The sequence below is a fragment of the Weissella cibaria genome, from assembly GCF_004521965.1.
GTDB classification, from domain to species: domain Bacteria; phylum Bacillota; class Bacilli; order Lactobacillales; family Lactobacillaceae; genus Weissella; species Weissella cibaria_A.
The window spans coordinates 30,701-55,787 of record NZ_SDGK01000008.1 but is presented as its reverse complement, the minus strand read 5'-3'; the positions used below and the strand labels follow the sequence as shown (position 1 = coordinate 55,787).

General features: G+C 46.3%; 23 protein-coding genes and 1 riboswitch. Of the genes, 22 read left to right on the top strand and 1 reads right to left on the bottom strand.

Annotation, left to right across the window (positions count from 1 at the left end):
• Window positions 1-13 precede the first annotated feature (13 nt).
• The 7 genes from purM to EST42_RS00925 all read left to right on the top strand — a co-directional run bounded on the left by purM (window position 14) and on the right by EST42_RS00925 (window position 6,976).
• On the top strand, window positions 14-1,054 hold the full coding sequence (gene purM / locus EST42_RS00955) for a phosphoribosylformylglycinamidine cyclo-ligase (protein ID WP_134643814.1): 1,041 nt from the start codon (window positions 14-16) through the stop codon (window positions 1,052-1,054).
• Complete coding sequence (gene purN, locus EST42_RS00950; RefSeq protein ID WP_134643813.1) at window positions 1,045-1,638, top strand: phosphoribosylglycinamide formyltransferase; 594 nt, start codon at window positions 1,045-1,047, stop codon at window positions 1,636-1,638. Before purM ends, purN begins: the two co-directional genes overlap by 10 nt.
• The gene (purH, locus tag EST42_RS00945) at window positions 1,635-3,164 is read left to right on the top strand and encodes a bifunctional phosphoribosylaminoimidazolecarboxamide formyltransferase/IMP cyclohydrolase (RefSeq protein WP_134643812.1); all 1,530 of its coding nucleotides are present in this window, start codon (window positions 1,635-1,637) and stop codon (window positions 3,162-3,164) included. The genes purN and purH overlap by 4 nt, the downstream gene beginning before the upstream one ends.
• An 11-nt stretch (window positions 3,165-3,175) precedes the next feature.
• Entirely contained in the window at window positions 3,176-4,459 is a 1,284-nt protein-coding gene (gene purD, locus EST42_RS00940) for a phosphoribosylamine--glycine ligase (protein ID WP_134643811.1), read from the top strand.
• Complete coding sequence (locus tag EST42_RS00935) at window positions 4,443-6,104, top strand: formate--tetrahydrofolate ligase (protein ID WP_134643810.1); 1,662 nt, start codon at window positions 4,443-4,445, stop codon at window positions 6,102-6,104. The genes purD and EST42_RS00935 overlap by 17 nt, the downstream gene beginning before the upstream one ends.
• Window positions 6,105-6,220: 116 nt before the next feature.
• Complete coding sequence (locus tag EST42_RS00930) at window positions 6,221-6,415, top strand: hypothetical protein (RefSeq protein WP_134643809.1); 195 nt, start codon at window positions 6,221-6,223, stop codon at window positions 6,413-6,415.
• Window positions 6,416-6,976, top strand: coding sequence for a hypothetical protein (locus EST42_RS00925; RefSeq protein WP_134643808.1), 561 nt, complete (start codon window positions 6,416-6,418; stop codon window positions 6,974-6,976). It begins immediately after the preceding gene.
• A 19-nt stretch (window positions 6,977-6,995) separates the two neighbouring features.
• Here EST42_RS00925 and EST42_RS00920 read toward each other — a convergent pair whose 3' ends face one another.
• Window positions 6,996-7,466 (bottom strand): GNAT family N-acetyltransferase, encoded by a 471-nt coding sequence (locus EST42_RS00920; protein ID WP_134643807.1) that lies wholly within the window; start codon window positions 7,464-7,466, stop codon window positions 6,996-6,998.
• 101 nt (window positions 7,467-7,567) lie between these two features.
• Window positions 7,568-7,744, top strand: a riboswitch (Lysine riboswitch).
• A gap of 97 nt (window positions 7,745-7,841) precedes the next feature.
• On the opposite strand from EST42_RS00920, the gene EST42_RS00915 reads away from it, so the two are divergent.
• From EST42_RS00915 to ftsZ, 15 genes are all read left to right on the top strand, one after another.
• A complete protein-coding gene (locus EST42_RS00915; RefSeq protein ID WP_134643806.1) occupies window positions 7,842-9,314 on the top strand; it encodes an amino acid permease in 1,473 nt (490 codons plus the stop codon).
• 183 nt (window positions 9,315-9,497) lie between these two features.
• Window positions 9,498-10,919, top strand: coding sequence for a pyruvate kinase (gene pyk / locus EST42_RS00910; protein WP_134643805.1), 1,422 nt, complete (start codon window positions 9,498-9,500; stop codon window positions 10,917-10,919).
• A 102-nt stretch (window positions 10,920-11,021) separates the two neighbouring features.
• Entirely contained in the window at window positions 11,022-11,978 is a 957-nt protein-coding gene (prmA, locus tag EST42_RS00905) for a 50S ribosomal protein L11 methyltransferase (protein WP_134643804.1), read from the top strand.
• Complete coding sequence (locus tag EST42_RS00900; protein WP_134643803.1) at window positions 11,978-12,724, top strand: RsmE family RNA methyltransferase; 747 nt, start codon at window positions 11,978-11,980, stop codon at window positions 12,722-12,724. The genes prmA and EST42_RS00900 overlap by 1 nt, the downstream gene beginning before the upstream one ends.
• Window positions 12,725-12,761: 37 nt before the next feature.
• Window positions 12,762-13,142, top strand: a complete 381-nt coding sequence (locus EST42_RS00895) for a hypothetical protein (RefSeq protein WP_134643802.1) — start codon at window positions 12,762-12,764, stop codon at window positions 13,140-13,142.
• A 422-nt stretch (window positions 13,143-13,564) separates the two neighbouring features.
• Window positions 13,565-13,999, top strand: a complete 435-nt coding sequence (gene mraZ, locus EST42_RS00890; RefSeq protein ID WP_134643801.1) for a division/cell wall cluster transcriptional repressor MraZ — start codon at window positions 13,565-13,567, stop codon at window positions 13,997-13,999.
• A 60-nt stretch (window positions 14,000-14,059) separates the two neighbouring features.
• Entirely contained in the window at window positions 14,060-15,004 is a 945-nt protein-coding gene (gene rsmH, locus EST42_RS00885; protein WP_134643800.1) for a 16S rRNA (cytosine(1402)-N(4))-methyltransferase RsmH, read from the top strand.
• 51 nt (window positions 15,005-15,055) lie between these two features.
• Window positions 15,056-15,427: a cell division protein FtsL gene (ftsL, locus tag EST42_RS00880; protein ID WP_134643799.1), complete on the top strand. Its 372-nt coding sequence runs from the start codon at window positions 15,056-15,058 to the stop codon at window positions 15,425-15,427.
• Between the two features lies 1 nt (window position 15,428).
• Window positions 15,429-17,621 carry a penicillin-binding protein gene (locus EST42_RS00875; protein ID WP_209019462.1) on the top strand — a complete coding sequence of 731 codons (2,193 nt, stop codon included), beginning with the start codon at window positions 15,429-15,431 and terminating at the stop codon, window positions 17,619-17,621.
• 28 nt (window positions 17,622-17,649) lie between these two features.
• Window positions 17,650-18,642, top strand: a complete 993-nt coding sequence (gene mraY, locus EST42_RS00870; RefSeq protein WP_134643798.1) for a phospho-N-acetylmuramoyl-pentapeptide-transferase — start codon at window positions 17,650-17,652, stop codon at window positions 18,640-18,642.
• A gap of 105 nt (window positions 18,643-18,747) precedes the next feature.
• Window positions 18,748-20,091 carry a UDP-N-acetylmuramoyl-L-alanine--D-glutamate ligase gene (gene murD / locus EST42_RS00865; RefSeq protein WP_134643797.1) on the top strand — a complete coding sequence of 448 codons (1,344 nt, stop codon included), beginning with the start codon at window positions 18,748-18,750 and terminating at the stop codon, window positions 20,089-20,091.
• Between the two features lie 19 nt (window positions 20,092-20,110).
• Complete coding sequence (gene murG / locus EST42_RS00860) at window positions 20,111-21,211, top strand: undecaprenyldiphospho-muramoylpentapeptide beta-N-acetylglucosaminyltransferase (RefSeq protein WP_134643796.1); 1,101 nt, start codon at window positions 20,111-20,113, stop codon at window positions 21,209-21,211.
• 42 nt (window positions 21,212-21,253) lie between these two features.
• Window positions 21,254-22,177 carry a cell division protein FtsQ/DivIB gene (locus tag EST42_RS00855; protein ID WP_245150312.1) on the top strand — a complete coding sequence of 308 codons (924 nt, stop codon included), beginning with the start codon at window positions 21,254-21,256 and terminating at the stop codon, window positions 22,175-22,177.
• Window positions 22,178-22,405: 228 nt separating this feature from the next.
• Entirely contained in the window at window positions 22,406-23,776 is a 1,371-nt protein-coding gene (gene ftsA / locus EST42_RS00850) for a cell division protein FtsA (RefSeq protein WP_134643795.1), read from the top strand.
• A gap of 37 nt (window positions 23,777-23,813) precedes the next feature.
• On the top strand, window positions 23,814-25,082 hold the full coding sequence (ftsZ, locus tag EST42_RS00845) for a cell division protein FtsZ (protein ID WP_134643794.1): 1,269 nt from the start codon (window positions 23,814-23,816) through the stop codon (window positions 25,080-25,082).
• Window positions 25,083-25,087 lie beyond the last annotated feature (5 nt).

Sequence of the window (25,087 nt, the reverse complement as noted above, 5' to 3'; positions counted from 1 at the left end):
AAAAGGGGGAGACATGATAGAAGCTAATGCGTACGCAGGGGCTGGTGTAGACATCGCAGCCGGTGAAAAGGCAGTGGACATGATGCAAGCGGATGTAGCGGCTACCTATACACCAGACGTTCTTGCTGGAGTTGGCGGTTTCGGTGCAGCGTTTGCGTTAGGCACGCAATACCGAGATCCGGTTTTGATTTCAGGCACTGACGGTGTGGGCACAAAATTATTATTGGCCATCATGGCCGAACGACACGAATCAATTGGCCAGGACTTAGTTGCTATGGTGATGAACGACATTGTGGCGCAAGGAGCAAAACCATTATTTTTACTTGATTATTTAGCAATTGCCAAAATGGTACCCGAACAGGTAGCAATAATTGTTCGTGGCATTGCGCAAGCAACCCAAGCGACGGGAGCAGCCTTAATTGGTGGTGAATCGGCTGAATTGCCTGGGATGTATGCGCCAGACCATTATGACTTGGCAGCCTTTGGTGTTGGCGTTGTTGAACGAGATGAGATGCTAACAGTTGATCGTGTGGCTACTGGTGATGTGTTGATTGGGTTAGCGTCTAGTGGCATTCATTCCAATGGGTATTCACTTGTACGTACAGTGTTGGGACTAGAACAGACAGCTGATTTTACGACGTTACCAATGACATTACAGAAGTCCCTTTTAACGCCAACCACCTTGTATGCTCAGGCGGTTTTACCGCTACTATCAGAACGGTTGGTCGTGAGCATGGCCCACATCACCGGTGGCGGTATCGTCGGTAACTTGCCCCGTGCCCTACCTGCGGATCTATCGGCCAGTATAGAGTGGGACAGTTGGCCAATTTTACCGATTTTTATGGAATTGCAACGCCTCGGTCAGCTGTCGTTGGCAGACATGCTGGCAACGTTTAATTTGGGGTTGGGGATGATTCTGATTGTGAAGCCAACCCATGTTGCGCGTGTGTTGGCCATGCTAGCGGATGAAGGTCAAGCTGCGTATCAAGTCGGCACGGTGACGCCTGCCGTGTCAGAGAAACTCAATTGGCGAGGTAAGCAACCATGGTCATAACCCATCCAAAGTTAGCCGTGTTTGCATCAGGAACTGGTACTAATTTGTCAGCGCTTATTCAGGCGACTCAGACTGGTGAGGTGCCAGCCGAAATTGTTCGTGTGGTGGTTGATCGCCGTAATACCGGGGCCCAGCAACTTGCTGAAAGAGCGGGTATTCCGGTGTTGCGGATTAACTATAAAGATCACGCGACACGCGAATTGGCAGAAGACGTCATGTTAACGGTCTTGGCATCGGATGGTGTGGTGGGCATCTTATTAGCGGGGTATATGCGAATTTTGACCCCCAAGTTGGTCAATGCCTTTCATCAACGCATTGTGAATATTCATCCGGCGCTGTTGCCCAGTTTCCCTGGCAATTCCGCGATTGCGGATGCGTGGCAGTCTGGTGTTAAAGTGACCGGTGTGACCATTCATTATGTCGATGATGGGGTTGATTCGGGTGAAATTATTGCGCAAGAGGCGGTTATACTTACCGCAACAGATGATTTGGTGCAGCTAACAACTAAAATTCATGCGGTTGAGCATACGTTGTATCCAGCCACGGTTGCTATGTTGATTAAAAAAGGAGTATTTGTAAAATGACGCGGGCATTACTAAGTGTTTCAGATAAGACCGGCCTTGTCCCATTCGCGACGACGCTACAGACATTGGGGTTTGAATTAGTTTCAACTGGTGGGACGTTGGCCGTGCTTGAAGCAGCCGGCTTAACAGTTGCGCCGGTTGATACGGTAACTGATTTCCCCGAAATGCTGGATGGACGGGTTAAAACTTTACACCCACGTATTCATGCTGGCTTGTTAGCACGGCGTGATGATGAGGCGCATATGGCTACCTTAGCCACGTATGGTATCACCCCGATTGATTTGGTGGTCGTCAATTTGTATCCGTTCAAAGCGACAATTCAAAAGCCAGGTGTCACGCAATCAGACGCCATTGAAAACATTGACATCGGTGGCCCGTCAATGTTACGATCGGCGGCTAAAAATTATGCGGGTGTGTTACCGGTGGTAGATCCGGCAGATTACCAAATCGTACTTGACCGGCTACAATCAGGAACAGATGATGAAGCTGATTTTCGTCAAGCAATGGCGGCGAAAGTGTTCCGCCACACAGCCGCCTATGATGCGCTTATTGCGACATATCTGACAACCGAAGAATTTCCAACGCAGCAAACGATGACCTACGATCGATTTGACACGCTACGGTATGGGGAAAATGCTCATGAACAAGCTGCTGCTTATCGCGATGCGTTAAGGAGTAACTATTCAGTGTTAAGCGCAGATATTTTGCATGGCAAGCAATTGTCATACAACAACATTCGTGATACAGATGCGGCGTTGCGAATTATCTCGGAGTTTGCTGCGCCAACAGTGGTGACGGTGAAACACATGAATCCGGCCGGTATTGGTCAGGGAGCAACGATTGAAGCAGCGTGGGATGCGGCCTTTGCAGCTGATGATATCTCCATTTTTGGTGGCATCGTGGCTTTGAATCGTGAAGTTGACTTGGTAACAGCCGAAAAGATGCATCAAATTTTCTTGGAAATTATTATTGCACCATCTTTTACTGATGACGCGTATGCTGTTTTAGCTAAGAAAAAGAATTTACGACTGTTGACGTTACCGTTTACGACGGATTTGCCTCAACAGATTGAAGCCACTGCAATTTTGGGTGGCATGGTCATGCAGGAACGCGACTTAACCACTGAAACGATCATCGATTTCACAGTTGTTAGTCAGGTCCAGCCGACTGAGGCTCAGCTGGCAGCGATGGTCTTTGCGCAAAAGTCTGTCAAACACGTTAAGTCGAATGCAATTGTGGTCGCACGTGATGGTCAAACATTAGGCGTTGGATCAGGGCAACCAAATCGCATTGACTCAGTCAAATTGGCAATTAACAAGGCAGAAAGTAAGCCGGGGTATGATGAGGCTGTTTTGGCATCAGATGCCTTTTTCCCAATGGATGATTCGGTGAGCTACGCAGCTAGTCACGGTATTAAAGCGATTGTTGAACCAGGTGGATCAATTAAGGATCAGGCCTTAATCGATAAAGCGAACGAGCTCGGTATTGCGTTGGTATTTTCCGGCGTACGCCACTTTAAGCATTAATGGAGGACAATATGGCAACAGTACTTGTGATTGGCTCAGGTGCACGTGAGCATGCTTTGGCACAAGCGTTTGCAAAAAGCGATCAAGTGACAATGGTCTATGTGGCGCCAGGCAATGTTGGCATGCAGGCTGATAAGATTCACCCAGTGGGTATTCCGATGACGGATATCGATGCATTGCGTGATTTTGCAACAATGACGGCGATCGATTTGACGTTTGTTGGGTCTGAAGAACCCTTAATTGCAGGAATTGTTGATGACTTTCAAGCCGCTGGCTTGCCAATTTTCGGTCCAACGAAGGCCGCAGCACAGCTTGAAGGGTCGAAATCATTTGCCAAGGATCGCTTAGTAGCTGAAGGTATTCCGACAGCTGCGTCGGTAACTGTAACGTCTCGGCCAGCAGCAGAACGTGCCATTATGACAAGTGAAGAACCGGTGGTAGTGAAACAGGATGGTTTGGCAGCTGGTAAAGGTGTGATGATTTATCCAACCCGTCAAGCCGCGTTGAGAGCGGTACAGGAACTTTATCGGGGCAATCAGCAGGCCAAACTAGTCATTGAGGCCTTTTTAAGGGGTGTTGAGTTTTCAATCTTTAGTTTGGTGGGGCCAAACGGCATTGTTCACACGCCAGTTGCCCAAGATCACAAACGATTATTAGATGGCGATTGGGGGCCAAATACTGGTGGCATGGGAGCGTACAGTCCGGTCCGCTGGTTAACTGACGACATCGTGTCAGACGCGATTGATCGATTGGTTGGACCATTGCTGCGTGAAATGGCGACTAACAGTACCCCATTCACGGGTGTGCTATACACCGGGGTGATGTTGACTGCCGATGGTCCAAAGGTAATTGAATACAATGTCCGTTTCGGCGACCCTGAAACACAAGTGGTTTTGCCACAGCTTCAGAGTGATTTTTATGAACTGGTGCACGAGCTGAGCAATGGTCGCCAACCAGTTGTCCAGTGGCAAACCACGGCTGTTTTTTTAGGAGTTGTACTCGCTGCACAAGGTTATCCAGTTGCCCCAGAAGCTGGCGCTATCGTTCCTACAATTTCAATGCCTAAAATAAGTTCATTTTATGCCGGGGTTGGGGAAAATGATGATAAACTTATAACAAGTGGTGGCCGAGTGGTAACAATTGTGGCATCGGCAACGAGCGCGACAAGGGCTCAAGCACAGGTATACACGGTCCTTGATGCGTTGACAACTAAGCTACAATATCGTCATGATATCGGTTATCAAGCAGTTGAAAAAGAAAATAAGGTGGTGTCTGGGGATGCAAACAGATATTGAAATTGCACAAGCTGCAGAAGTGTGGCCCATTGAAAAAATTGCTGAAAGGACTGGTTTAACGCCAGCAGAATGGGAACCGTACGGTCGTGATAAGGCCAAAATTTCAGTTGACGAAACGGCTCACAAGGCTGAACTTGGTAAGTTGGTCTTGGTGACGTCAATTAATCCAACTCCAGCTGGTGAAGGTAAGTCAACGGTGACGGTCGGACTAGCTGATGCTTTGAATGAAATTGGCCAGCAAACAATGGTGGCGCTTCGTGAACCTTCTTTAGGCCCGGTAATGGGACTTAAGGGCGGTGCAACTGGCGGTGGCTATGCCCAAGTTGTGCCGATGGCTGATATTAATTTGCATTTTACCGGCGATTTTCACGCCTTGACGAGTGCTCACAATACGTTGGCGGCCGTCATTGATAATAGTATTTATCAAGGAAATCCGTTGAACATTGACCCACGCCGGTTACTTTGGAGGCGTGCTTTGGATGTTAACGATCGTGCTTTGCGTCATGTGACAATTGGCTTGGGTGGACCAACTTCAGGTGTGCCACGTGAAGATGGCTTTGATATTACGGTTGCATCAGAGTTGATGGCTATTTTGACTTTGTCACGCGACCTGATGGACATGAAAGTACGTATTGAACGCATTGTCATTGGTTATACCTATGCCAAAGAGCCGGTCACAGTTAAGGACTTGGGTGTTGCAGGTGCGTTGACGACTTTGTTGAAGGATGCCATTAAGCCAAATTTGGTCCAAACGTTAGCGCATACACCAGCCTTAATTCACGGTGGCCCATTTGCTAATATTGCCCAAGGTACCAATTCAATTCGTGCGACTAAGACGGCGCTACAGTTAGCAGACTATGTGGTGACTGAAGCTGGCTTTGGGGCTGACTTGGGTGGTGAAAAGTTCTTGGACTTTAAAACACCATTGCTCGGTAAGCATCCTGATGTCATCGTGGTTGTGGCGACGGTCCGAGCACTCAAGATGCATGGCGGGTTGCCTAAAACTGCGTTAACGGAGCCGGATGAGCGGGCGTTGGCCGCAGGTTTGGCAAACCTTGGACAACATTTGCAGAGCATGACCCGTTACGGGGTGCCCGTCATCGTAGCTGTAAATCGTTTTGTGACGGATACGCCTGAAGAAATTGCGATGGTTGAAGCCTACGCACGAGACTTTGGTGTGCAAGCGTATGTTGCTGATGTCTGGGCTAAGGGCGGTGCTGGGGCTACCGAGCTAGCTGGTGCGGTCACTGAAGCAGCGCAAGTCGCGAGTGATTTTAAGCCCTTGTACGAAGCTGATGACGATGCCGTCGTAAAGATTGAAAAAATCGTGCAAACCATTTATGGTGGTACGGGTGTTGAATTGTCGGATAAGGCAGCAAAGCAGTTACGCAAATTTGCCAAGCATGGTTGGAATAAATTGCCCGTCATTATGGCGAAGACGCAGTATTCTTTGTCTGATGACGCTAGGAAATTAGGTGCGCCAAAGGACTTTAAGATTCACGTGCGCGAATTTATTCCGAAGTTGGGCGCTGGCTTCTTAGTTGTCATGACTGGTACTGTGCTAACCATGCCAGGGTTACCAAGTCATCCAGCTGCTTATGATATTGATATTGATGAAAACGGCCGGATTACCGGACTGTTCTAGTGGTGGGATAAAAACTCAGTCTTTGGGCTGAGTTTTTTTGTTTATGACGGACATTAACGACACCTCAGCATCGCGCGTCGTTGCCGTTATGCTTGAAACGCTACCACAACAAGATAATGGCTTTGCTGCAACAATCTCAAATGGATGCGGCCGTTGAACTGGCTGCCGATCGCCGTAAACAGGCGTGGCATGACGTGATGATTCGTGTCAAAAAAGAGGCGATTATGTACCATCGCACGGCGCTATTGGCAATTGGGTTTTGCCGTTCAAATCGCGTTGGCACTGAAATAGATTTGTTCTGGCGGTTATAGTTGCGTGCTTGGGTCGTTCGGTACAACACCTTTGCAACAAGTACACGGGTGACACCAACGCGTTTACGTGGTTCGACTTCAGAACGGTTTATTTGGAATGAAGCCGATATTGAAAACTTATTTGCCCAAAGTCGTGAGATTGTTTTTCAACCAATTCGGTATCGTCGTGTCGTTTGTTTGTGGCTTGGCGAGTGGAATATGCTGGCTCGGTCATGGTATATGACAGCACTAATTTTATGGGGAATATATTTATTACTTACCATTCATACGTCTGAAATTATCTATGTTGTGGCCACAAGTGGTGCGGTTTTGTTGTTTGTCCAATTTATCGTCGGTATGATGCAACTACTTGTTGCGATTAATTATCGGCGACACAAGGGATTATCAAACCGTTTTGTTTGGCGTGCGGGCTGGTTTGCCTGGGCTGATTGGTGGATTACAGCGCGTTTCAAGACCGTTGCAACCGTCAAAGTGGTATACAATATGTATTTGATCCCGAGACCCGAGCCTATGATTAAGCTGCTTTGGATGTCGAAATATGTTAAAAAGAGGTTGGCGTAAAAATCGCCAACCCCTTTATTTATCGATATAGATGGAATTGGATAATTTGACGGCCAAATAAATCTATGTAAGTCCCTTGATTGGTAAAACCGACCTTTTCAAGAACCCTAAGAGATCCAATGTTATCTGCTAGGACATCAGCCCAAAGTGTAAAATGAGGAGGCAATTGCGTGATGAAGGCTGTTACGACATCCGTCATAATACCGTGTCCCCAGAAATCAGGGGCTAAGAAGTAAGCAAGGTCAGCTTCAGTAGTAAGTGGATCACCCAGCTCATTTGCCCGTTGGTAGGCAACAATACTACCTTGTGGCGTGCCATCGATGAGAATTGCAACTTGGTATGTTTGATAGATATCATTTTCGAATGCTTGTTGTTGACTAGCCACGGATTTTGTATCAATCCCAATTGCTGCGGCAATTGGGGGCATCGTAATGAGTGCTTGATAAGCTGGAAAATCAGCCAGTTGCCAAGGCATTAAGTCGAATGTCATAGGGGCTCCTTTAGGATATAATTGTTTTCATTCTAACATGCTTCACAAAAAGGTCCCTTGACGACATGCTTAAAATTGGCTATAGTTATTCCGTAAATTAAATATGACATAGAGGTCGCAACCAACAAAAGTACTTAGCTAAGTCGGCAGACAGTGCGGTTAAGGAAAGGGGAGGTTGCCGAAATGTGTTTTGTGGTAATAAAACATGTTGGTCTAGACGTGAACAACGGTTAGACTGTCGCAGCAAAATCTGTCGGCTGCGGAGCGCTATCGACAACACTAAAGACTACCAATTATGGTCCCTAGTTTATGCGATGGTATAAGCTAGGGATTTTTTGTTATTAGTGCGATTAGGCCTCTCATTTAGGAGGAGTTATGTCAGAAGAAACACAACAGCCAGGTGCGTTGAAGCGAACAATGAAGACGCGTCACCTGTCGATGATTGCCTTAGGTGGAACCATCGGTACCGGCCTGTTCGTTGCCTCAGGTGCGACGGTTGCACAAGCAGGTCCGTTTGGTGCCTTAACCTCATACGCCGTAATCGGCTTGATGGTTTACTTCCTAATGACAAGTTTGGGTGAGATGGCGACGTATATGCCGGTATCAGGCTCATTTTCAACTTATGCAGATCGCTTTGTTGATCCTGCCTTCGGGTTTGCCATGGGCTGGAACTACTGGTTCAATTGGGCCATTACCGTTGCCGTTGAAGCAGCAACAGTTGGCGTGGTAATGGGCTACTGGTTGCCTCACGTACCAACCTGGATTTGGTCAGCTATTGTCCTAGCTTTGATTACAGTGATTAATCTAATGTCGGCTAAGTCATATGCTGAAACTGAGTTTTGGATGGCAACAATTAAGGTTGTTGCAGTTATTGCGTTCTTGATTATTGGAGTTGCGACGATTTTCGGTATCATGTCTTATCATCCTGATGTGGCACGAAACTTGTCTGCCGGCGGTAACCACGGTTTCGTGGGTGGCTTCGGTGGTATGCTGGCTGTATTCATGGTTGCTGGCTTCTCGTTCCAAGGAACGGAAATGGTCGGGATTACGGCTGGTGAGTCGGAAACACCAGAAACGTCAGTGCCAACGGCGATTAAGCAAGTGTTCTGGCGTATTCTGTTGTTCTATATCTTGGCAATTTTCATTATTGGGGCATTGCTTTTCTACAAGAATCCAGCTTTGTTGCACTCAAGTGAAACGAATATTGCCGTGTCACCGTTTACATTGGTCTTTAAGCAAGCAGGTCTTGCTGGGGCGGCTTCATTGATGAATGCCGTGATTTTGACCTCAGTGATTTCATCAGCCAATTCGGGTGTTTATGCGTCAACGCGAATGCTGTATGCAATGGCCCAAGAAGGTAAGGCACCAAAGATTTTCGGTCGGGTGAACAGTAACACGGGTATCCCAGTACCAGCATTGTTAGCGACAGTTGCGGTCGGCTTACTAACATTCGTCACATCGGTCTTTGGACCAGGTATCTACTACTACTTGGTCGCCGCTTCTGGGTTGACTGGTTTCATTGCCTGGATCGGTATTGCTATTTCACACTATCGTTTCCGTCGGGCTTTCGTTGCACAAGGACGAGACATTAAGAAGTTGCGTTATCATGCAAAGTGGTTCCCAGTGGGACCAATTTTGGCCTTGGTATTGTCAATTGTCGTTGTTGTTGGTCAAGATTTGGCATCATTCCAAGGAATGATTTCACACTGGAATTGGTCCGGTATTATCACGACGTATATGTCAGTGCCATTGTTCTTGGCGCTATACTTTGGCTACAAGATTAAGCACAAGACAAAGTTGCGTAAGCTAACTGAGGTTGATTTGGATACGGACGCACGTCAATCATAAATAAGTTCCGAACCACCTAGTATGTTTCAAAGCATGCTAGGTGGTTTTTCTTTGTATAATTGGTGTCTATTATTTGCAACATGATTCGAACAAAAAATGTGTACAAAAAAAGTGAAAAATAGTACAATAAGTAACAGTAGGTAGATACACTATCAACACAAAACGAAGGAGATTTTTCAGATCATGAAGAAGACCAAGATTGTTTCAACGCTTGGACCAGCTAGTTCTGACGTCGAGACTATTACGAAGTTAATCGAGTCAGGTGCCAACGTTGTACGTTTCAACTTCTCACACGGAGACCACGAGGAACACTTGGGTCGTATGAACGCTGTGCGCGAAGCCGAGAAGATTTCAGGTAACACTGTAGGGTTCTTGTTAGACACTAAGGGTGCTGAAATCCGTACGACTGTTCAAGAGCCAGGTAAGATTGAGTTCAACATCGGTGATGTTGTCCGCATCTCAATGGATTCATCTCTTGAAGGTACTAAGGAAAAGGTTGCCGTAACTTACCCAGGTTTGTTCGACGATGTTAAGGTTGGCGGACACGTGTTGTTCGACGACGGTAAGATTGACATGTTGATCACTGAAAAGGATGAAGCTAACCGCGAATTGGTTACTGAAGTTCAAAACCACGGTTTGTTGGGATCACGTAAGGGTGTTAACGCACCTGGTGTTTCAATCAACTTGCCAGGTATCACTGAAAAGGATGCCGATGACATCCGCTTCGGTTTGGAACAAGGTATCCAATACATCGCCGCTTCATTCGTACGTAAGCCTTCAGACGTTGAAGACATCCGTGCTTTGTTGGTAGAAGCTGGTAAGGAAGATGTTATGATCTTCCCTAAGATCGAATCTCAAGAAGGTATCGACAACTTTGCTGAAATCTTAAAGGTTTCTGATGGTTTGATGATTGCTCGTGGAGACATGGGTGTTGAAATTCCAGCAGAAAACGTGCCTTTGGTACAAAAGGACTTGATCCGCATGATGAACGCTGCTGGTAAGCCAGTTATTACGGCTACTGACATGTTGGATTCAATGCAAGAAAACCCACGTCCTACACGTGCCGAAGCTTCTGACGTTGCCAACGCTGTATTTGACGGAACTGACGCTACGATGTTGTCAGGTGAGTCAGCTAACGGTGCATACCCAGTTGCTGCTGTTGCTACGATGGCCCGCATCGATGAAAAGGCAGAAACTGCTTTGGCATTGAACGGTCGTCACGTAAACAACTTTGACGCTACTGACGTTACTGAATCAGTTGCTGCTGCTGTTGCTACGGCTGCAGCAAACTTGAACGTTAAGGCTATCGTTGCCGCAACGACTTCAGGTTACACTGCAAAGATGATTTCAAAGTACCGTCCTAACGCCGACATCTTGGCGTTGACTTTCGACGAGCGTGTACAACGTTCATTGACGGTTTACTGGGGTGTGCAACCAGTTATCTCAGAAGCAGTGGACAACACTGATGCTTTGATCGACTTGGCTAAGAAGGAAGTTGTTGCTGCAGGTTTGGCAGAAAAGGGTGATACTATCATCGTTACTGCGGGTATTCCTGTAACGACTTCAGGTACGACTAACTTGATGACGATCGTTACGGTCGACTAATTAGTTAGTTGTTAATTAAGAACGAGAGATACTTGTTATCTCCCGTTCTTTTTTTATGTTATTCTTTAGGTAATACTAATACGAATTGATGAGGAAAAGCTGATGAGTTGGCAAGAAGTAATCGTCGAGACCCAAAGTGAAGCGGTCGAAGCGGTAAGCAATATTTTGATGGAAGCCGGCGCCGAAGGAATTCAAATTGATGACGCCGCTGATGTAGATAGTTACGAACCAGCCGATGCAACCGTGTGGGTTGACTGGGATGTTGTTGAACACCGGGAATTTGGTGCCGTGGTGGCAGGGTACTTCCCAGAAAATATCAACTTGCCTGAGGTGATTAATGGTGTACAAATGCGCGTTAATCAATTAGCTGATTTCGGATTGGATGCAACGCCTGGTACCGTGACGACGACGGCTGTTAAGGACGATGACTGGGCGACGGAATGGCAAAAGTATTACCACCCAGTTCGGGTTACGCGTCATTTGACCGTTGTACCGAAGTGGGAAGAGTATGTTCCAGCACAAAAGGATGAACAAGTTATTGTGCTTGATCCAGGCATGGCATTCGGTACCGGTACTCACCCCACGACGCGGTTGATGATGCAAGCACTTGAAATTGTGATTCGTGGTGGTGAACGTTTGTTGGATGTCGGCACTGGTTCAGGTGTCCTTGGTATTGCCGCCAAGTTGTTGGGAGCTAGCTCAGTGCTTGGCACGGATATTGATGAAGTTGCGGTTCGTTCTGCCCAAGGTAACTTGGATTTGAACCCAATTGCATCAAATATCAAGGTGATGGCGAGCGACCTATTGCAGGACGTGCCAGCACAGGAGTTTGATATCGTGGTTGCTAATATGTTGGCAGAGGTACTGGTACCATTGATTCCACAAGTTGAATCTGTTTTACGACCAGGTGGAAAATTCTTGTTGTCAGGTATCTACCAAGATAAGGCGGACGTCATCGTTGCCAAGTTAGAGACCTCAGGATACATCATGGACGAGAAAATGAAGCTTGGTGAGTGGTACGGCTTGATTGCGCACCGAGCGAGTGAGGATGAAAAGTAATGCAACGTTATTTTTTGACGGAAACGCCAGAGATTGACGAGTTTGATTTGCCGTATGACATTGCGCATCATTTGATGACGGTTTTACGTGGTAAAGTTGGCACAATGGCTGAGTTTGTCTATCCCGATCATGAAACGATGGTTGTTGCTAAGGTTAGCAAGATTGATGGTGATGTGACACGGATGACGGTGGTGGAACATGTTGAAACTAATGTTGAACTTCCTGTGCAGGCGACTTTGATTTTAGGACTGGCAAAGGGCGATAAGCCTGAGCTTGTGGTGCAGAAAGCGACTGAATTAGGGGTGCATCATATTATCTTTGTTGAAACTGATTGGTCGGTCGTACATTGGGGCATGAAGGCAGATAAAAAAATTGCTCGTCTCGCCAAGATTGCACAAGGCGCTGCTGAACAATCCCACCGATTAACTGTTCCGGATGTTCAGTATTTGCCAAATTTGCAAGCGCTGACGCTACCGGAAGCAATGATCAAAATTGTGGCTTGGGAAGAAAGCGCAAAGCAAGGGGAAGCAGCAATGCTTGCCCAACAGTTCGCCCGATTACATTCAGGTGACGAAGTAGCCTTTTTGGTTGGGCCTGAAGGTGGCTTAAAGGAAGCTGAGTTAGAATTACTAACGGAAAAGTTTGGGTTTGTAGCGGCAGGACTTGGCCCACGCATTTTACGCGCTGAAACAGCGCCGCTTTATGCGCTTAGCGCTCTGAGTTTTGCGCTCGAGTTAGAACGTTAGGAAAGATTAGTGTGGTAACAAAAAAGAGGTAAGGAACATGAAGCGATTAAAGGAAGCGTTTGATTGGCGTTTTTGGGGTTGGGTACCAATTCTGGCACTCTTAGTACCTTTCGTTATTAATAAAACGGCATTGAGCGTTAATTTTAAAATTGTCTTTTCATTATTTATTGTGAATATGATTTTTAGCATTATCGCAGGTGCGTTCTTACGGAAACATGGTGCATTTTGGTATTTGCTATTTATTTGGCCCATTTTTTTCTTGGCTTCAATTTGGTTAGGGTTAAATTCACATATCTACGGTTATTACTTAGCCGCACTGTACTTCGTCATTGAGTTGTTTGCGTTTACGCGCGGACAAGAGGAGGAGGTTGATGTAGAGAATCAAATCCCAGTGGATGGCGGTTTCCGCGAAATATAATGACATCGTGATTGACTTGTCATGGAGTTTTACGTCCTAAGAGGTTAGAACAGAGTAATCTGTTCTAACCTCTTTTTTTTTGCGAAACAGTGTCACCGCCTCCCACCACGTACCACCATTCACCACTGGCTTATCATTAACTTAAAAGGTTGTTATATCAAGCTTTTTCGCCTGGAAAGTTAAAGAATTCTTCAAATTCTAAAGTTCTTCGAAAACTTGTAAAGTGACTGTTAAAAAGGTTACTCCAGACCGGTATATCAACATTTCTGTCTCTAAAATCAAGCTATATTCTTGTGGTGACGTGTGGGGGAAGGTGGTGAGATGTGGGAGATTGTGGTAAATTAAATGTATTGAATTTTCGACTTTTCTTAACATTCGCAACTGGTAGACCTAGTTGGTTAAATTGAAAGGGGGTAACGCCGATGTTCATGGGTACATACCAGCACACGCTGGATACGAAGAACCGGTTGATTATCCCTGCAAAATTTCGCAGTCAATTAGGTGATGCCTTTGTTATCACACGTTGGATGGATCATTCACTGCGTGCTTATACAATGAGCGGTTGGCAATATTTTTCTGCCAAGATTAATGCTTTGCCGGAAACCAATGCTAAGGCACGCCAATTTAAGCGATTTGTTTTTGGTGGCGCATTGGAAGTCGAATTTGACAAGCAAGGTCGCGTGAATTTGTCACAGACTTTGCGTGAATATGCCAACCTTGATAAGGATGTGACAGTGTTTGGCCTTGGTGATGATACTTTTGAGTTGTGGAGTGCTGAAAAGTGGCGAGCCTACGAAGAAGAAACAGCTGAGAATTTTGATGATATTGCCGATGGTTTGGAAGACCTCGGTTTCTAAAAAATAAAACAAACTGGGTTATGCCGGTTAACTAAGATGAAAGGTCAAACGGTTTAAGCCATGACGGAATTTAATCACGTGACAGTCTTGCTTAATGAAGCAATCGATAATTTAAATGTTAAGCCAGATGGTGTCTATGTGGATGCAACCTTAGGTGGCGGTGGTCACTCACAATTGTTGGCCAGCCGTTTGATAACGGGTAAGCTCTGGTCGTTTGATCAAGACATTACGGCAATCAACTACAACAAGGAGCACCTAGCAGCTGAGTTAGCAGCTGGTAAGATAGCTTTTATTCAAAATAATTTTCGTAATTTGAAAGCTGCTTTGGCTGAAGTCGGTGTGACTGAAATCGATGGGATTGTTTACGATCTTGGCGTGTCATCACCACAGTTCGATGATGGGCAACGTGGCTTCTCATACAACTACGATGCGCCACTTGACATGCGGATGGATCAATCCCAAGAGTTGAATGCCCGGACGGTTGTTAATGAGTGGGATTTCCACGACTTATTTCGTATTTTGTCTCGTTATGGTGAGGAAAAGTTTGCCAAGCAAATTGCACGCGCTGTTGAACGGCAACGTGCGATTAAACCAATTGAAACAACTTTTGAATTGGTAGAAGTGATTAAGTCAGCTATTCCGGCTGCGGCTCGCCGTACAGGTGGACATCCAGCTAAGCGATCATTTCAAGCGATTCGTATCGCAGTTAATGATGAACTTGGGGTGGTAGAAGAATCTTTAGCCCAAGCGATTGACATGTTAAAAGTTGGGGGCCGGATTTCAGTTATTACGTTCCACTCGTTGGAAGATCGTCTAGTAAAGACAATGTTTAAAGAAAAGACGGCGTTACCGGAAGTGCCAGCGGGGCTGCCAATCATTCCAGATGAGATGCAACCTGATTTTAAATTGGTGTCACGTAAGCCAATTTTGCCATCTGAAGAAGAAATGGCGGAAAATCACCGGGCACATTCTGCCAAGTTACGTGTTATTGAAAGACTACGTTAATGAAAACTGTTCTTACCTAAATAAGAACGTGTAAGGAAGGATCTGAAAGTCATGGATGCAATGCCAAAGTACGCTGGCAATACAGCGCCAAAAAAAGTTAATAAGCCGCAACGCCGGGTTAAGACTAAGACGGTGCGTCGCCCTTATGAGAAGCCCGTTTGGAATGCAATGGATTTGACAATGGCGGCTGCCGCGGTTGTAACGGTTGCCTTTATGGCGTTTTTGGTCATGTTCATGGCAAGTAAGGGTGCTTCAGCTAATAAGCAACTCCAGTCAACAACGACGCAGCTCGAACAATTACGTGACAAAAATAACGATTTGAAGCAAGAAGTTAGCAGCTTATCTAGTCCAGATCGCTTGGGTAAAGTTGCTGAAAAGCATGGTTTGAGTTTACAGAATCAAAACATAAGGAACGTGAAGTAGCATGGTAAAGAAACAACGGATGCCAAAACGTAACCAATCGGATAAATATAGTCGCAACTCTGGGCGCATTTTGCTTGGGTCGATGATACTGGTATTGGTTGTGTTGGGGGTCCGTTTTTCTTATGTTGCCGTTGCCAAAGAGGTAAAGGGACATAAGTTGGACAAGGCCGCTCAACTCATTTATCAGAGTCAAAACGAGGTGCAAGCCAAGCGTGGTGAAATCTTTGATTCGGTTGGAAATGTTTTGGCTGAAAATTCATCAACTTACACGGCCGCGGCTGTGTTAGATAAATCGCAAATTGATGCGGATGGTAAACCTGCTTACGTAAAGCCTAGCCAAGATAAAAAGGTTGCGAAGCAATTGGCTGGGGTTTTAGGTGGTAAACCGGTGGAATATCAAAAGGTGCTAGCTAATGCCCGAAAGCAAGATTTGAATCAAGTTCAGTTTGGCCAACGCGGGCTGAAAATGGATGTCACGACGTACAAGAAGGTTAAGGCCTTGAAAATCCCGGGGATTATTTTTACACCAGGGACGTCACGTTTTTATCCTAATGGTAAATTCGCTTCGGATTTGGTGGGAATGACCAGTGAGAAAGTGAACGATAAGACGGGTAAACAGACGTTAACAGGGATGATGGGATTGGAACAGGCGTATAACAAGCAATTGACTGGGAAAAATGGTGTTAAAAATACCAGCGTCGATGACGGAGATCTGGCTGTTTCAAAACATAATCAACCGGCCGAAAATGGTTATGATATCTATACAACGTTGAATACGAAGTTGCAAACGACGCTGGAAAAGAAAATGGACGCGTTGGATGAGGATATGAAACCTAAGTCGGCCATCGCGGTTGTGATGGATACGAAGACGGGAAATATCGTAGCAACAACGCAACGGCCAACGTTTAATGCAACGACCCGTAAAGGGGTTGGTACGTATTGGAATAACGAGTTGTCATCAACGACATTTGAGCCAGGCTCGGTTATGAAAGGAATCACGTTAGCGGCTGCCATCGATACGGACAATTGGAATGGCGATGCAACTTACCAATCCGGTACATTAAAAATTGGCGACCGGGCGGTTACTGATTGGAACAATGGTGAGGGTTGGGGTGAAATTACGTATGCCCGTGGTATTGCAGAATCGTCAAACGTCGCGATGGCTCTGACAGAGCAAAAGATGGGAGCGGATACATGGGAAAAGTATATTCACCGGTTCCGCTTTTTGAAGTCAACTGACTCTGGGCTGGACGGCGAAGCTGCTGGAACAATGCAATTTAAGTATCCAATCGAGCAAGCTAACACAGCTTTTGGACAGGCGATTTCAATTACACCGTTGCAGATGATGCAGGCTTACTCAGCCATTGCTGGTAATGGTGAAGAATTGAAACCGCATGTTGTTGAGAAAATTGTTGATCCAAATACCAAAAAAGTGGTTTATCAAGCCAAGCGTGAAGTTGTTGCTAAGCCGATTAAGGCATCAACAGCGAAAGCGACCCGTGAACAATTAGAGGATGTTATTTATTCCGAATACGGTCTCGGCAAGATGTATGCTATCCCAGGGGTTAAGACAACGGGTAAGTCTGGTACAGCACAGGTTGCCACGGCGACTGGTTATTCAGCACCAGGTGATAACACGCATGAGATCCATTCTTGGATGGGGATGGCACCTGCTAAGAACCCACGTTACCTGATGTATGTGGTGACGAAAGAACCGCAACAAAATACTGCCAATATTGCAACCGATATGTCTGACGTGTTCGTTAGTGTGATGCAACAGGCCCTGCAAATGTCGGAGGATGATAATAAGGTGGTTGTTAGCGCGGATCAAGAGGTGAAAATTCCAACTGTTGTCGGTGGATCAACTGCCGAAGCAAAACGTGAAGTGACTGCCGCTAATTTAACCCCAATTGTTATGGGTGATGGAAAGACGGTTAAATCGCAAAGCCCAATTGGCGGACAAAAGTCGCTGGTTGGCCAACGTGTATTCTTAAATACGGGTCATGACATCGCCGTGCCAGATATGGGTGGTTGGGCAAAAAGTGATGTGTTAGCGTGGGCAAAGTTAGCGGATATTAATGTTGTCATCAAGGGCGACGGTTTCGTTAGCACGCAATCAATTTTGCCTGATACCAAGTTAGCGGATGGGTATCACGACATTACGGTTGAATTTAAGGAACCCAAAACAAATTAGAGATTAATGATTGAGAGGAGACGTCGAGATGACGACTTTGTTACTAGGCTTATTAGTAGGTCTAATTGCATCGGTGCTAGTTGTGCCCCGCTTGCGAGATTGGTTTAAAAAGATTAAGGTGCAACAACTGGTGATGCGTACAGGGGGAAATGGACCTGATCACGCAGCCAAAGCCGGCACACCCACGATGGGTGGGGCTGGGTTTATCCCAGTTGTTGTGTTGGGATTCGTGATTCTCGCGTTAGCAACCGGACACGCAACGCCAACGGGTTGGGCAACACTAATTGCCATTATTGTGTTTGCTTTGGTTGGCGGTTTTGATGACAGTATCAAAATCTTCAATCACCGTGATGAAGGTTTCCGTTTTTTGCCAAAGCTGACAGCACAAATCGTTGCTGCTTTACTGGCAATGACAGTGCTTTACTTGGGAAAATTTGACTTTGTGCTCGCCTTGCCATTTGGGTTGGGTGAAATCAACAGTGTTGTGGTTTATGCCCTGTTTACTATTTTTTGGCTTGTTGGGTGGTCTAATGCGACAAACCTGACAGACGGGTTAGATGGTTTAGCATCTGGGACGGCCATTATCGCTTATGTCGCCTATCTAATTATCGCCTTGATGCAAGGCGATATGAGTATGGTTTTGTTAGACGCTTTGATGATCGGCGCTTTACTGGGATTCTTGGTCTTTAACCATTATCCAGCAACAATCTTCATGGGCGATACGGGATCCCTTGCGTTAGGGGCTGGACTGGCAATGAACGCATTAGTCCTTCACCGGGAATGGTCATTGATTTTGATTGGCTTTGTCTTTATGGTTGAGACGTTAACCGTTATGATTCAAGTAACCAGTTATCACTTTTTCAAGAAGCGCGTATTCTTGATGACGCCTATTCACCACAGCTTCGAAAAGGGTGGCTTGATGGGAAACACTGACAAGCCATGGAATGAATGGCAAGTGGACTTATTCTTCTGGGCGGTTGGTTCGATTGTTGCCGTTCTATATTTTATCTTGTTTAAGTAAATAACTATTTAATTAAAGCGGAAACACTGACATATCGCATTTTGTTAACAGCAAAATGCCCTGCGGGCTTGCCCGTGTACATATTTTATTTAAGGGGATCTGATCATGAATAAGCATGTTTTGGTAATTGGCTTTGCACGTTCTGGAGCAGCCGTTGCGTCGTTGTTATTAAACGAAGGTGCGCAAGTGACGGTTTCAGACCCAAAGATGGATGTGACAAACGAGGACGTTGTGGCGCTACAAGCGCGTGGGGCAACGTTTACAACTGAACAAACCAAGGAACTATTAGCGGGTGTTGACTTAGTTGTTAAAAATCCAGGTATTCCGTACACGATTCCAGTTCTTATGGCAGCCGAAGATGCAGGTATTCCAATTGTGGTCGAAGTTGCCGTGGCGCAAAAATATATTCGTGGTGAATGGGTTGCATTAACTGGTTCGAATGGTAAGACAACGACAACTGAGATGATTGCAGCTGTATTGCGTACGCAAGCGAAGTCCGACCATCAAGTTGTTGTTGCTGGCAATATTGGGACACCGGTAAGTGAAGTGGCACCTAGTTTGAGCGATACAGATACTTTAGTCACTGAATTATCATCATTCCAATTGATGGGGATGCCTGAAGCCAAGCCTAATATTGCGATTATTACGAATATTTTTGCATCGCACTTGGATTACCATGGCTCACGTGAAAATTACGTGGCTGCTAAAATGGGGATTACCAAACATCAAACGGCGGATGACTATTTAGTGATTAATTACGATCGCGCTGAGTGGCGTGAATTGGCGCAACAAACCGCTGCAACTGTTATACCAGTCTCACGATTGGACAACAGTGAATACGGCGCCTACGAGCATGATGGTCAGTTATACTATCAAGGCGAGTTGGTCATGGCTGCAACCGAGCTTGGCGTGCCGGGTGATCACAACGTAGAAAATGCGCTGGTAGCAATCGCAGTCGGTAAGTTACGCCATGTGCCAACTAACGATATTGCCGAGGCGTTGCGACGCTTTACGGGTGTTGAACACCGTTTGCAGTTTGTTGGTACGTTTGACGGACGTCAAGTATATAATGACTCTAAGGCGACAGATATCGAAGCAACTGAAATGGCTTTGTCTGGCTTTACAGCACCTGTTGTATTGCTAGCGGGTGGTTTAGACCGTGGCGATGATCAGATGCGCTTACTTCAAGCAATGAAGGCGCACGTCAAGGCATTGATTGTGTTTGGTCAAACAGCGGACAAGGTTGCGGCAGTCGGGGAGGCGTTGGCGATTCCCGTCGTCCACGCCACAGACGCCCCAGCAGCGGTTGAACCAGCTTTTGAACTTAGTGAAACTGGTGATGTCGTCCTACTATCACCAGCGGCGGCGTCGTGGGATCAATTCCCAAACTTCGAAACCCGTGGTGATTTATTTGTAGAGGCTGTACAAGCACACGCTACGAAAGACTAATAAAGAGGAATTAACAATTATGCGTATTGTTGTATCTGGTGGTGGTACTGGTGGACACATTTATCCGGCCTTGGCCACTGTTAAGCAGTTAAAAAAACAAGATCCAAGTACCCAGGTGCTCTACATTGGTGGCGAACGTGGGTTAGAGAAGACTATCGTACCTGATGCTGGTTTTGCCTTTAAAGCATTGGCTGTTCAGGGATTTAAGCGGTCACTGTCAGTGGATAATTTTAAAACGATTTACCTGTTCTTAAGTGCGACGCGTAAGGCTAAGCAGATGCTATTGGACTTTAAGCCAGACGTCGTTGTCGGAACGGGCGGATACGTATCGGGGCCAGTGTTGTACGCGGCTCAGCAACTACAGATTCCAACGGTCATTCACGAACAAAATTCAGTTGTTGGTGTCACTAATAAGTTTTTGGCACGTAAAGTGACCAAGGTGGGAGTTGCCTTTCCAGCAGCTATTCCAGCGTTTAAGCCCGGATTGGCAACGGTAGTTGGTAATCCACGCGCCCAAGAAGTCGTTGATGGTGAAGGTAGCTTCGATTGGGTCGACTTGAACCTATCAGCAACTGTGCCAACGGTATTAATTTTTGGTGGTTCGCAAGGTGCACTGAAGCTGAACAAAGCTATGGTGGCAGCCTTACCAAAGTTTGCCAATCGTCCGTACCAAGTTATTTTTGTGACTGGTGGCAAGCGTTTTGATGAAGTGCAAGCGGACATGCAGACGGCTGGCGTGACGGCGGCTGCGAATGTTGCGGTGGTGCCTTATATTGGCAACATGCCACAGTTGATGCCAGCAGTTGATTTGGTTGTTGGCCGCGCTGGGGCGACTAGCCTTGCTGAACAAACGGCATTGGGTAAGCCAATGATTTTGATTCCAAGTCCGTACGTCACGAATGACCACCAAACCAAGAACGCACGTAGCTTGGTTGAAGCGGGCGCAGCGGACATGATTACCGAAGAATCGCTAACAGGTACGACGTTGTTTGGAACAATTGATCAATTGATGACGAATCAAGCCGAACGCCAAGCGATGGCGACAGCAGCGACAAAACTGGGTGTTCCAGATGCTGCTGACCAATTTATCAAGTTAATTAAGTCGGTTATTAAAAACTAATGTAGCTGAGAAAGCCAGGATATTACGTGGCGAAAGGAGGTAATGATGGCCGATAAAACAACTCAAAATGATAAGTCTTCGTCAGATATTCAAGCGCATTTGGATGCGTTGCTATCCGAGGAGGATTGGTCATCGTTACCGACACGACGCGCTGGTAAAAGCGGTGCCGATGAAGTTACCGATACCGCTAATTTTTCGGTAGATGGTTATGATTACGATGACGTTGAAGCGAATTTATTGCGGGCTAAGCCACGATTAGATCCATCGACGCGTCGATTGTATCAACACGAACGAAGTACATTAAAAACACTTGCCGTTCTTGGCGTCGCAGCTGCATTCTTGGGCTACCTCATCTCGCCTTTCGGTCAGATTCGGAAGTTCAATGTTGTTGGTACCCAAGATCTGTCTGACAAGGCGGTCCTAAAGGCGGCCGGATTGCAACTGGGGCAACCACTGTTTTCTACCGTGCATCAAAGTAGTTATTTTAATAAATTAGCGCAGAAAAACGATCCACAGGTTGCTAGTTTAAAGTTACGGTTGGTTGGAACGAATACGGTTGAAGTGAAAGTTAAAGAAATTGTCCAGGTTGGCTACGTGAAGGCAGGTAGTCGTTATTACCCAATTTTGGCGAACGGGACAATGCTTAAACATGGGTCTGCCTCGCACCCAGTCGGGGGACTGCCACTGTATGACGGCTTTACGTTAGGTAAACAATTAAAGCTGACGTTGGCAGAATTTGGTAAGTTATCAACGCCACTTCGTCATGCGGTTTCGGAGATTGTCTGGTCACCAGATGCGCAGAATGCGCAACGCCTGAAGTTGTACATGAATGACGGTAATCAGGTCTTAATTAGCGCTGATGATTTATCGAAAAAGTTGCGGTACTATCCAGGCATGGTTGCGCAATTAGACAAACCAGGTCAAGCAGACCTACAAGTGGGGGCATATTTCAAACCATATCAGTAAGAAAAACTGCTTGAAAGTATGGAAGAAACACCTGAAAGTATGGTATTATTTTTAAAGAATTGTTTATCCCGGTAGTAATTAGTCTAAGATTTTTGATTTCAGTCAAAAATATTGCGCAAAGCGCGACCGGATAGAGCGGAATTGGTCACGTCGGGCGCTATTTGCCCCCCACGTGACCAGTCTACTTTATTTAAACAACATCGTTTGGCAGTCAAAGGAGGAATTAAGATGGCCAACCATGGTTTGATTGTTGGTCTCGATGTCGGGACGAGCACCATTAAAGTGTTAGCTGCAGATGTTCGAGACCAACAAGCTAATATCGTTGCAGTTGGTCGTTCAGTTGCTCATGGCGTAAAGCGCGGTATCGTTGTTGATATTGATGCGACTGCTAACGACATTCGACAAGCAATTGCACAGGTGAATGAGCAGACTGACGTCCCTGTGACAGAAGTTGTTGCTAGTTTGCCAGCAAATAACATTCAGATTCAACATGTCAATGGCATGGTAACGGTTAAAGATAGTCAGCATATTTCATATGCTGACGTCGCTGCTGCTGTGAAACAGGCAATTAAAATTCAATTACCGGCTGATCGAGAAGTTGTTGAGTTGTTGCCAACGGAGTTTATCGTTGATGACTTTGATGGCATTCAAGATCCTAATGATATGGTCGGGATGCGTTTGGAAATGAAGGGGGTCGCCTACACAGCGCCCCGAAACATCCTGGCGAATTTGCGGATGGCGGTTGACAAGGCTGGTTTGCAACTACGTGATTTTGTGTTAGCGCCGCTTGCTTATAGCAAAACGGTGCTCGCAGAGGGCCAACAAGAATTTGGCACGATTCTAATGGACATGGGGGCTGGACAAACAACAGCAACGGTTGTCCATGATAATCAGCTAAAGTTTTTGACTACTTTCCCAGCGGGAAGCGAGAATATTTCTCGCGATATTAGCGCTGTATTGGAGATTGGCTTGCACGATGCAGACATGTTGAAATTGGACGCTGGTTTGGCATTGTCAGAAATGGCCAATTCAGAGAACAAACTTGTTATTCAAAAAATTGGGGCTGAGACACCTGAACAAGTATCTGAATTAATGGTTGCACAAATAATCGAGGCACGCTTGATGCAAATTCTGGATAAGCTTGGTGAAAAGCTGAACCTAGTCGGCGCATTTGATTTGCCTGGTGGTGTTGTTGTAACCGGTGGGGGTGCCGCATTGCGAGGTGCGCCAGAGGCTGTTAAGGCAGCCTATCAGGTTCAGGTAAAGTCATTTGTACCAAGTGATATTGGTTTGCGCCATCCCGGCTATGCAGGGGCATGGGCCGTTGTGCACTATGCGGCGCAACAAACACCTGTACAGTTGATTGTGAAGGAAGCTTTGTATGACTTGCCATTGACGGTGTTAGGTCAACCAACTCTTGGGCGTCAGGTTATGTCAACGCCGGTACAACCTGAGCCACGGCAAGCGATGAAAGCAGTGCAACCTCAAACGACAGAACCAGATGATGCATCAGAATACGAGCAAACGTCAGTAGAAAACGATGAAAGTCCAAAGAAGCAAAATCCCATTCGGAATTTCTTCAAGGAATTTTTCGACTAATTATAAAAGAAATACAGAGTAGAAAAAGGAGCTCGTTATGGAATTCCAAATGGATATGAACCAAGAATACGGCGCAACGATTAAGGTCATCGGTGTCGGTGGCGGTGGTGGAAACGCCGTTAACCAAATGGTGAGCGATGGTGTTGAAGGCGTTGAATTCATCGTCGCCAACACTGATGCCCAAGCACTTGAGCGTTCAGCAGCTGAAAATAAAATTCAAATCGGAACAAAGGCAACTCGTGGACTTGGTGCTGGTGCCCGTCCAGAAGTTGGTGAAGCGGCCGCAAAGGAAAGTGAACAAGAACTTGCTGAAGCGCTTGCTGGAGCAGACATGGTCTTTGTTACGGCAGGAATGGGTGGCGGTACCGGTACTGGTGCTGCGCCGGTTATTGCTAAGATTGCCAAGGACTCAGGTGCTTTGACGATCGGTGTTGTAACACGTCCGTTCTCATTTGAAGGTCCGAAGCGTGGCAAGTCAGCCGCTGAAGGATTAGCTAAGTTGAAGGAAAACGTTGATACGTTGATCGTGATCGCTAACAATAACTTGCTTCAAATCGTGGATAAGAAGGCACCGATTATGGAAGCCTTTAAGATGGTTGATGATGTGTTGTTGCAAGGTGTGTCTGGTATTTCAGATTTGATTACCAAGCCTGGTATCATCAACTTGGACTTTGCTGATGTGAAGACAGCCATGGCTGGTCAAGGAACGGCTTTGATGGGTATCGGGTCGGCTTCTGGTGAAAATCGTGCCGCTGAAGCGACGCGAAAGGCCATTGCTTCACCTTTGTTGGAAGCTAAGATCGAAGGTGCAACGAATGTCTTGCTTTCTGTTAAGGGTGGCGCTGACATGTCATTGTTCGAAGCACAAGAAGCTTCAGAGACAATTGCCCAAGCTGCCGGAACGGATGTTGACATCATCTTTGGAACGACGATTGACATGGAGATGGAGGGTGACTTGGTTGTGACAGTTATTGCAACTGGTATTGACCGCCCAGCAACGCCACGTCCCGAAATTAACCTGGGTACGGTGAATACTGCGAGCCCTTTTGAAGCAGTGACTGAACAACCAGTGCAACAGCCGGTACAGCCACAACAAACGGCACCAGTACAACCACAACCAGTTAACACAGATCCGTTTGCGGATTGGAATGTTAAGCCAGAACAGTCTGTACAACAACAGCCAGCGCAACAACAAGCTGTATCTGCTGAACCAGTACAACCTCAAGCAGCCTCAGAACAAACGGCAGCAGAAGAGGAAATCGAGCGTCCTGCTTACTTTAACTGGATGAAGCGTGGCGATAAGTAAGGAGA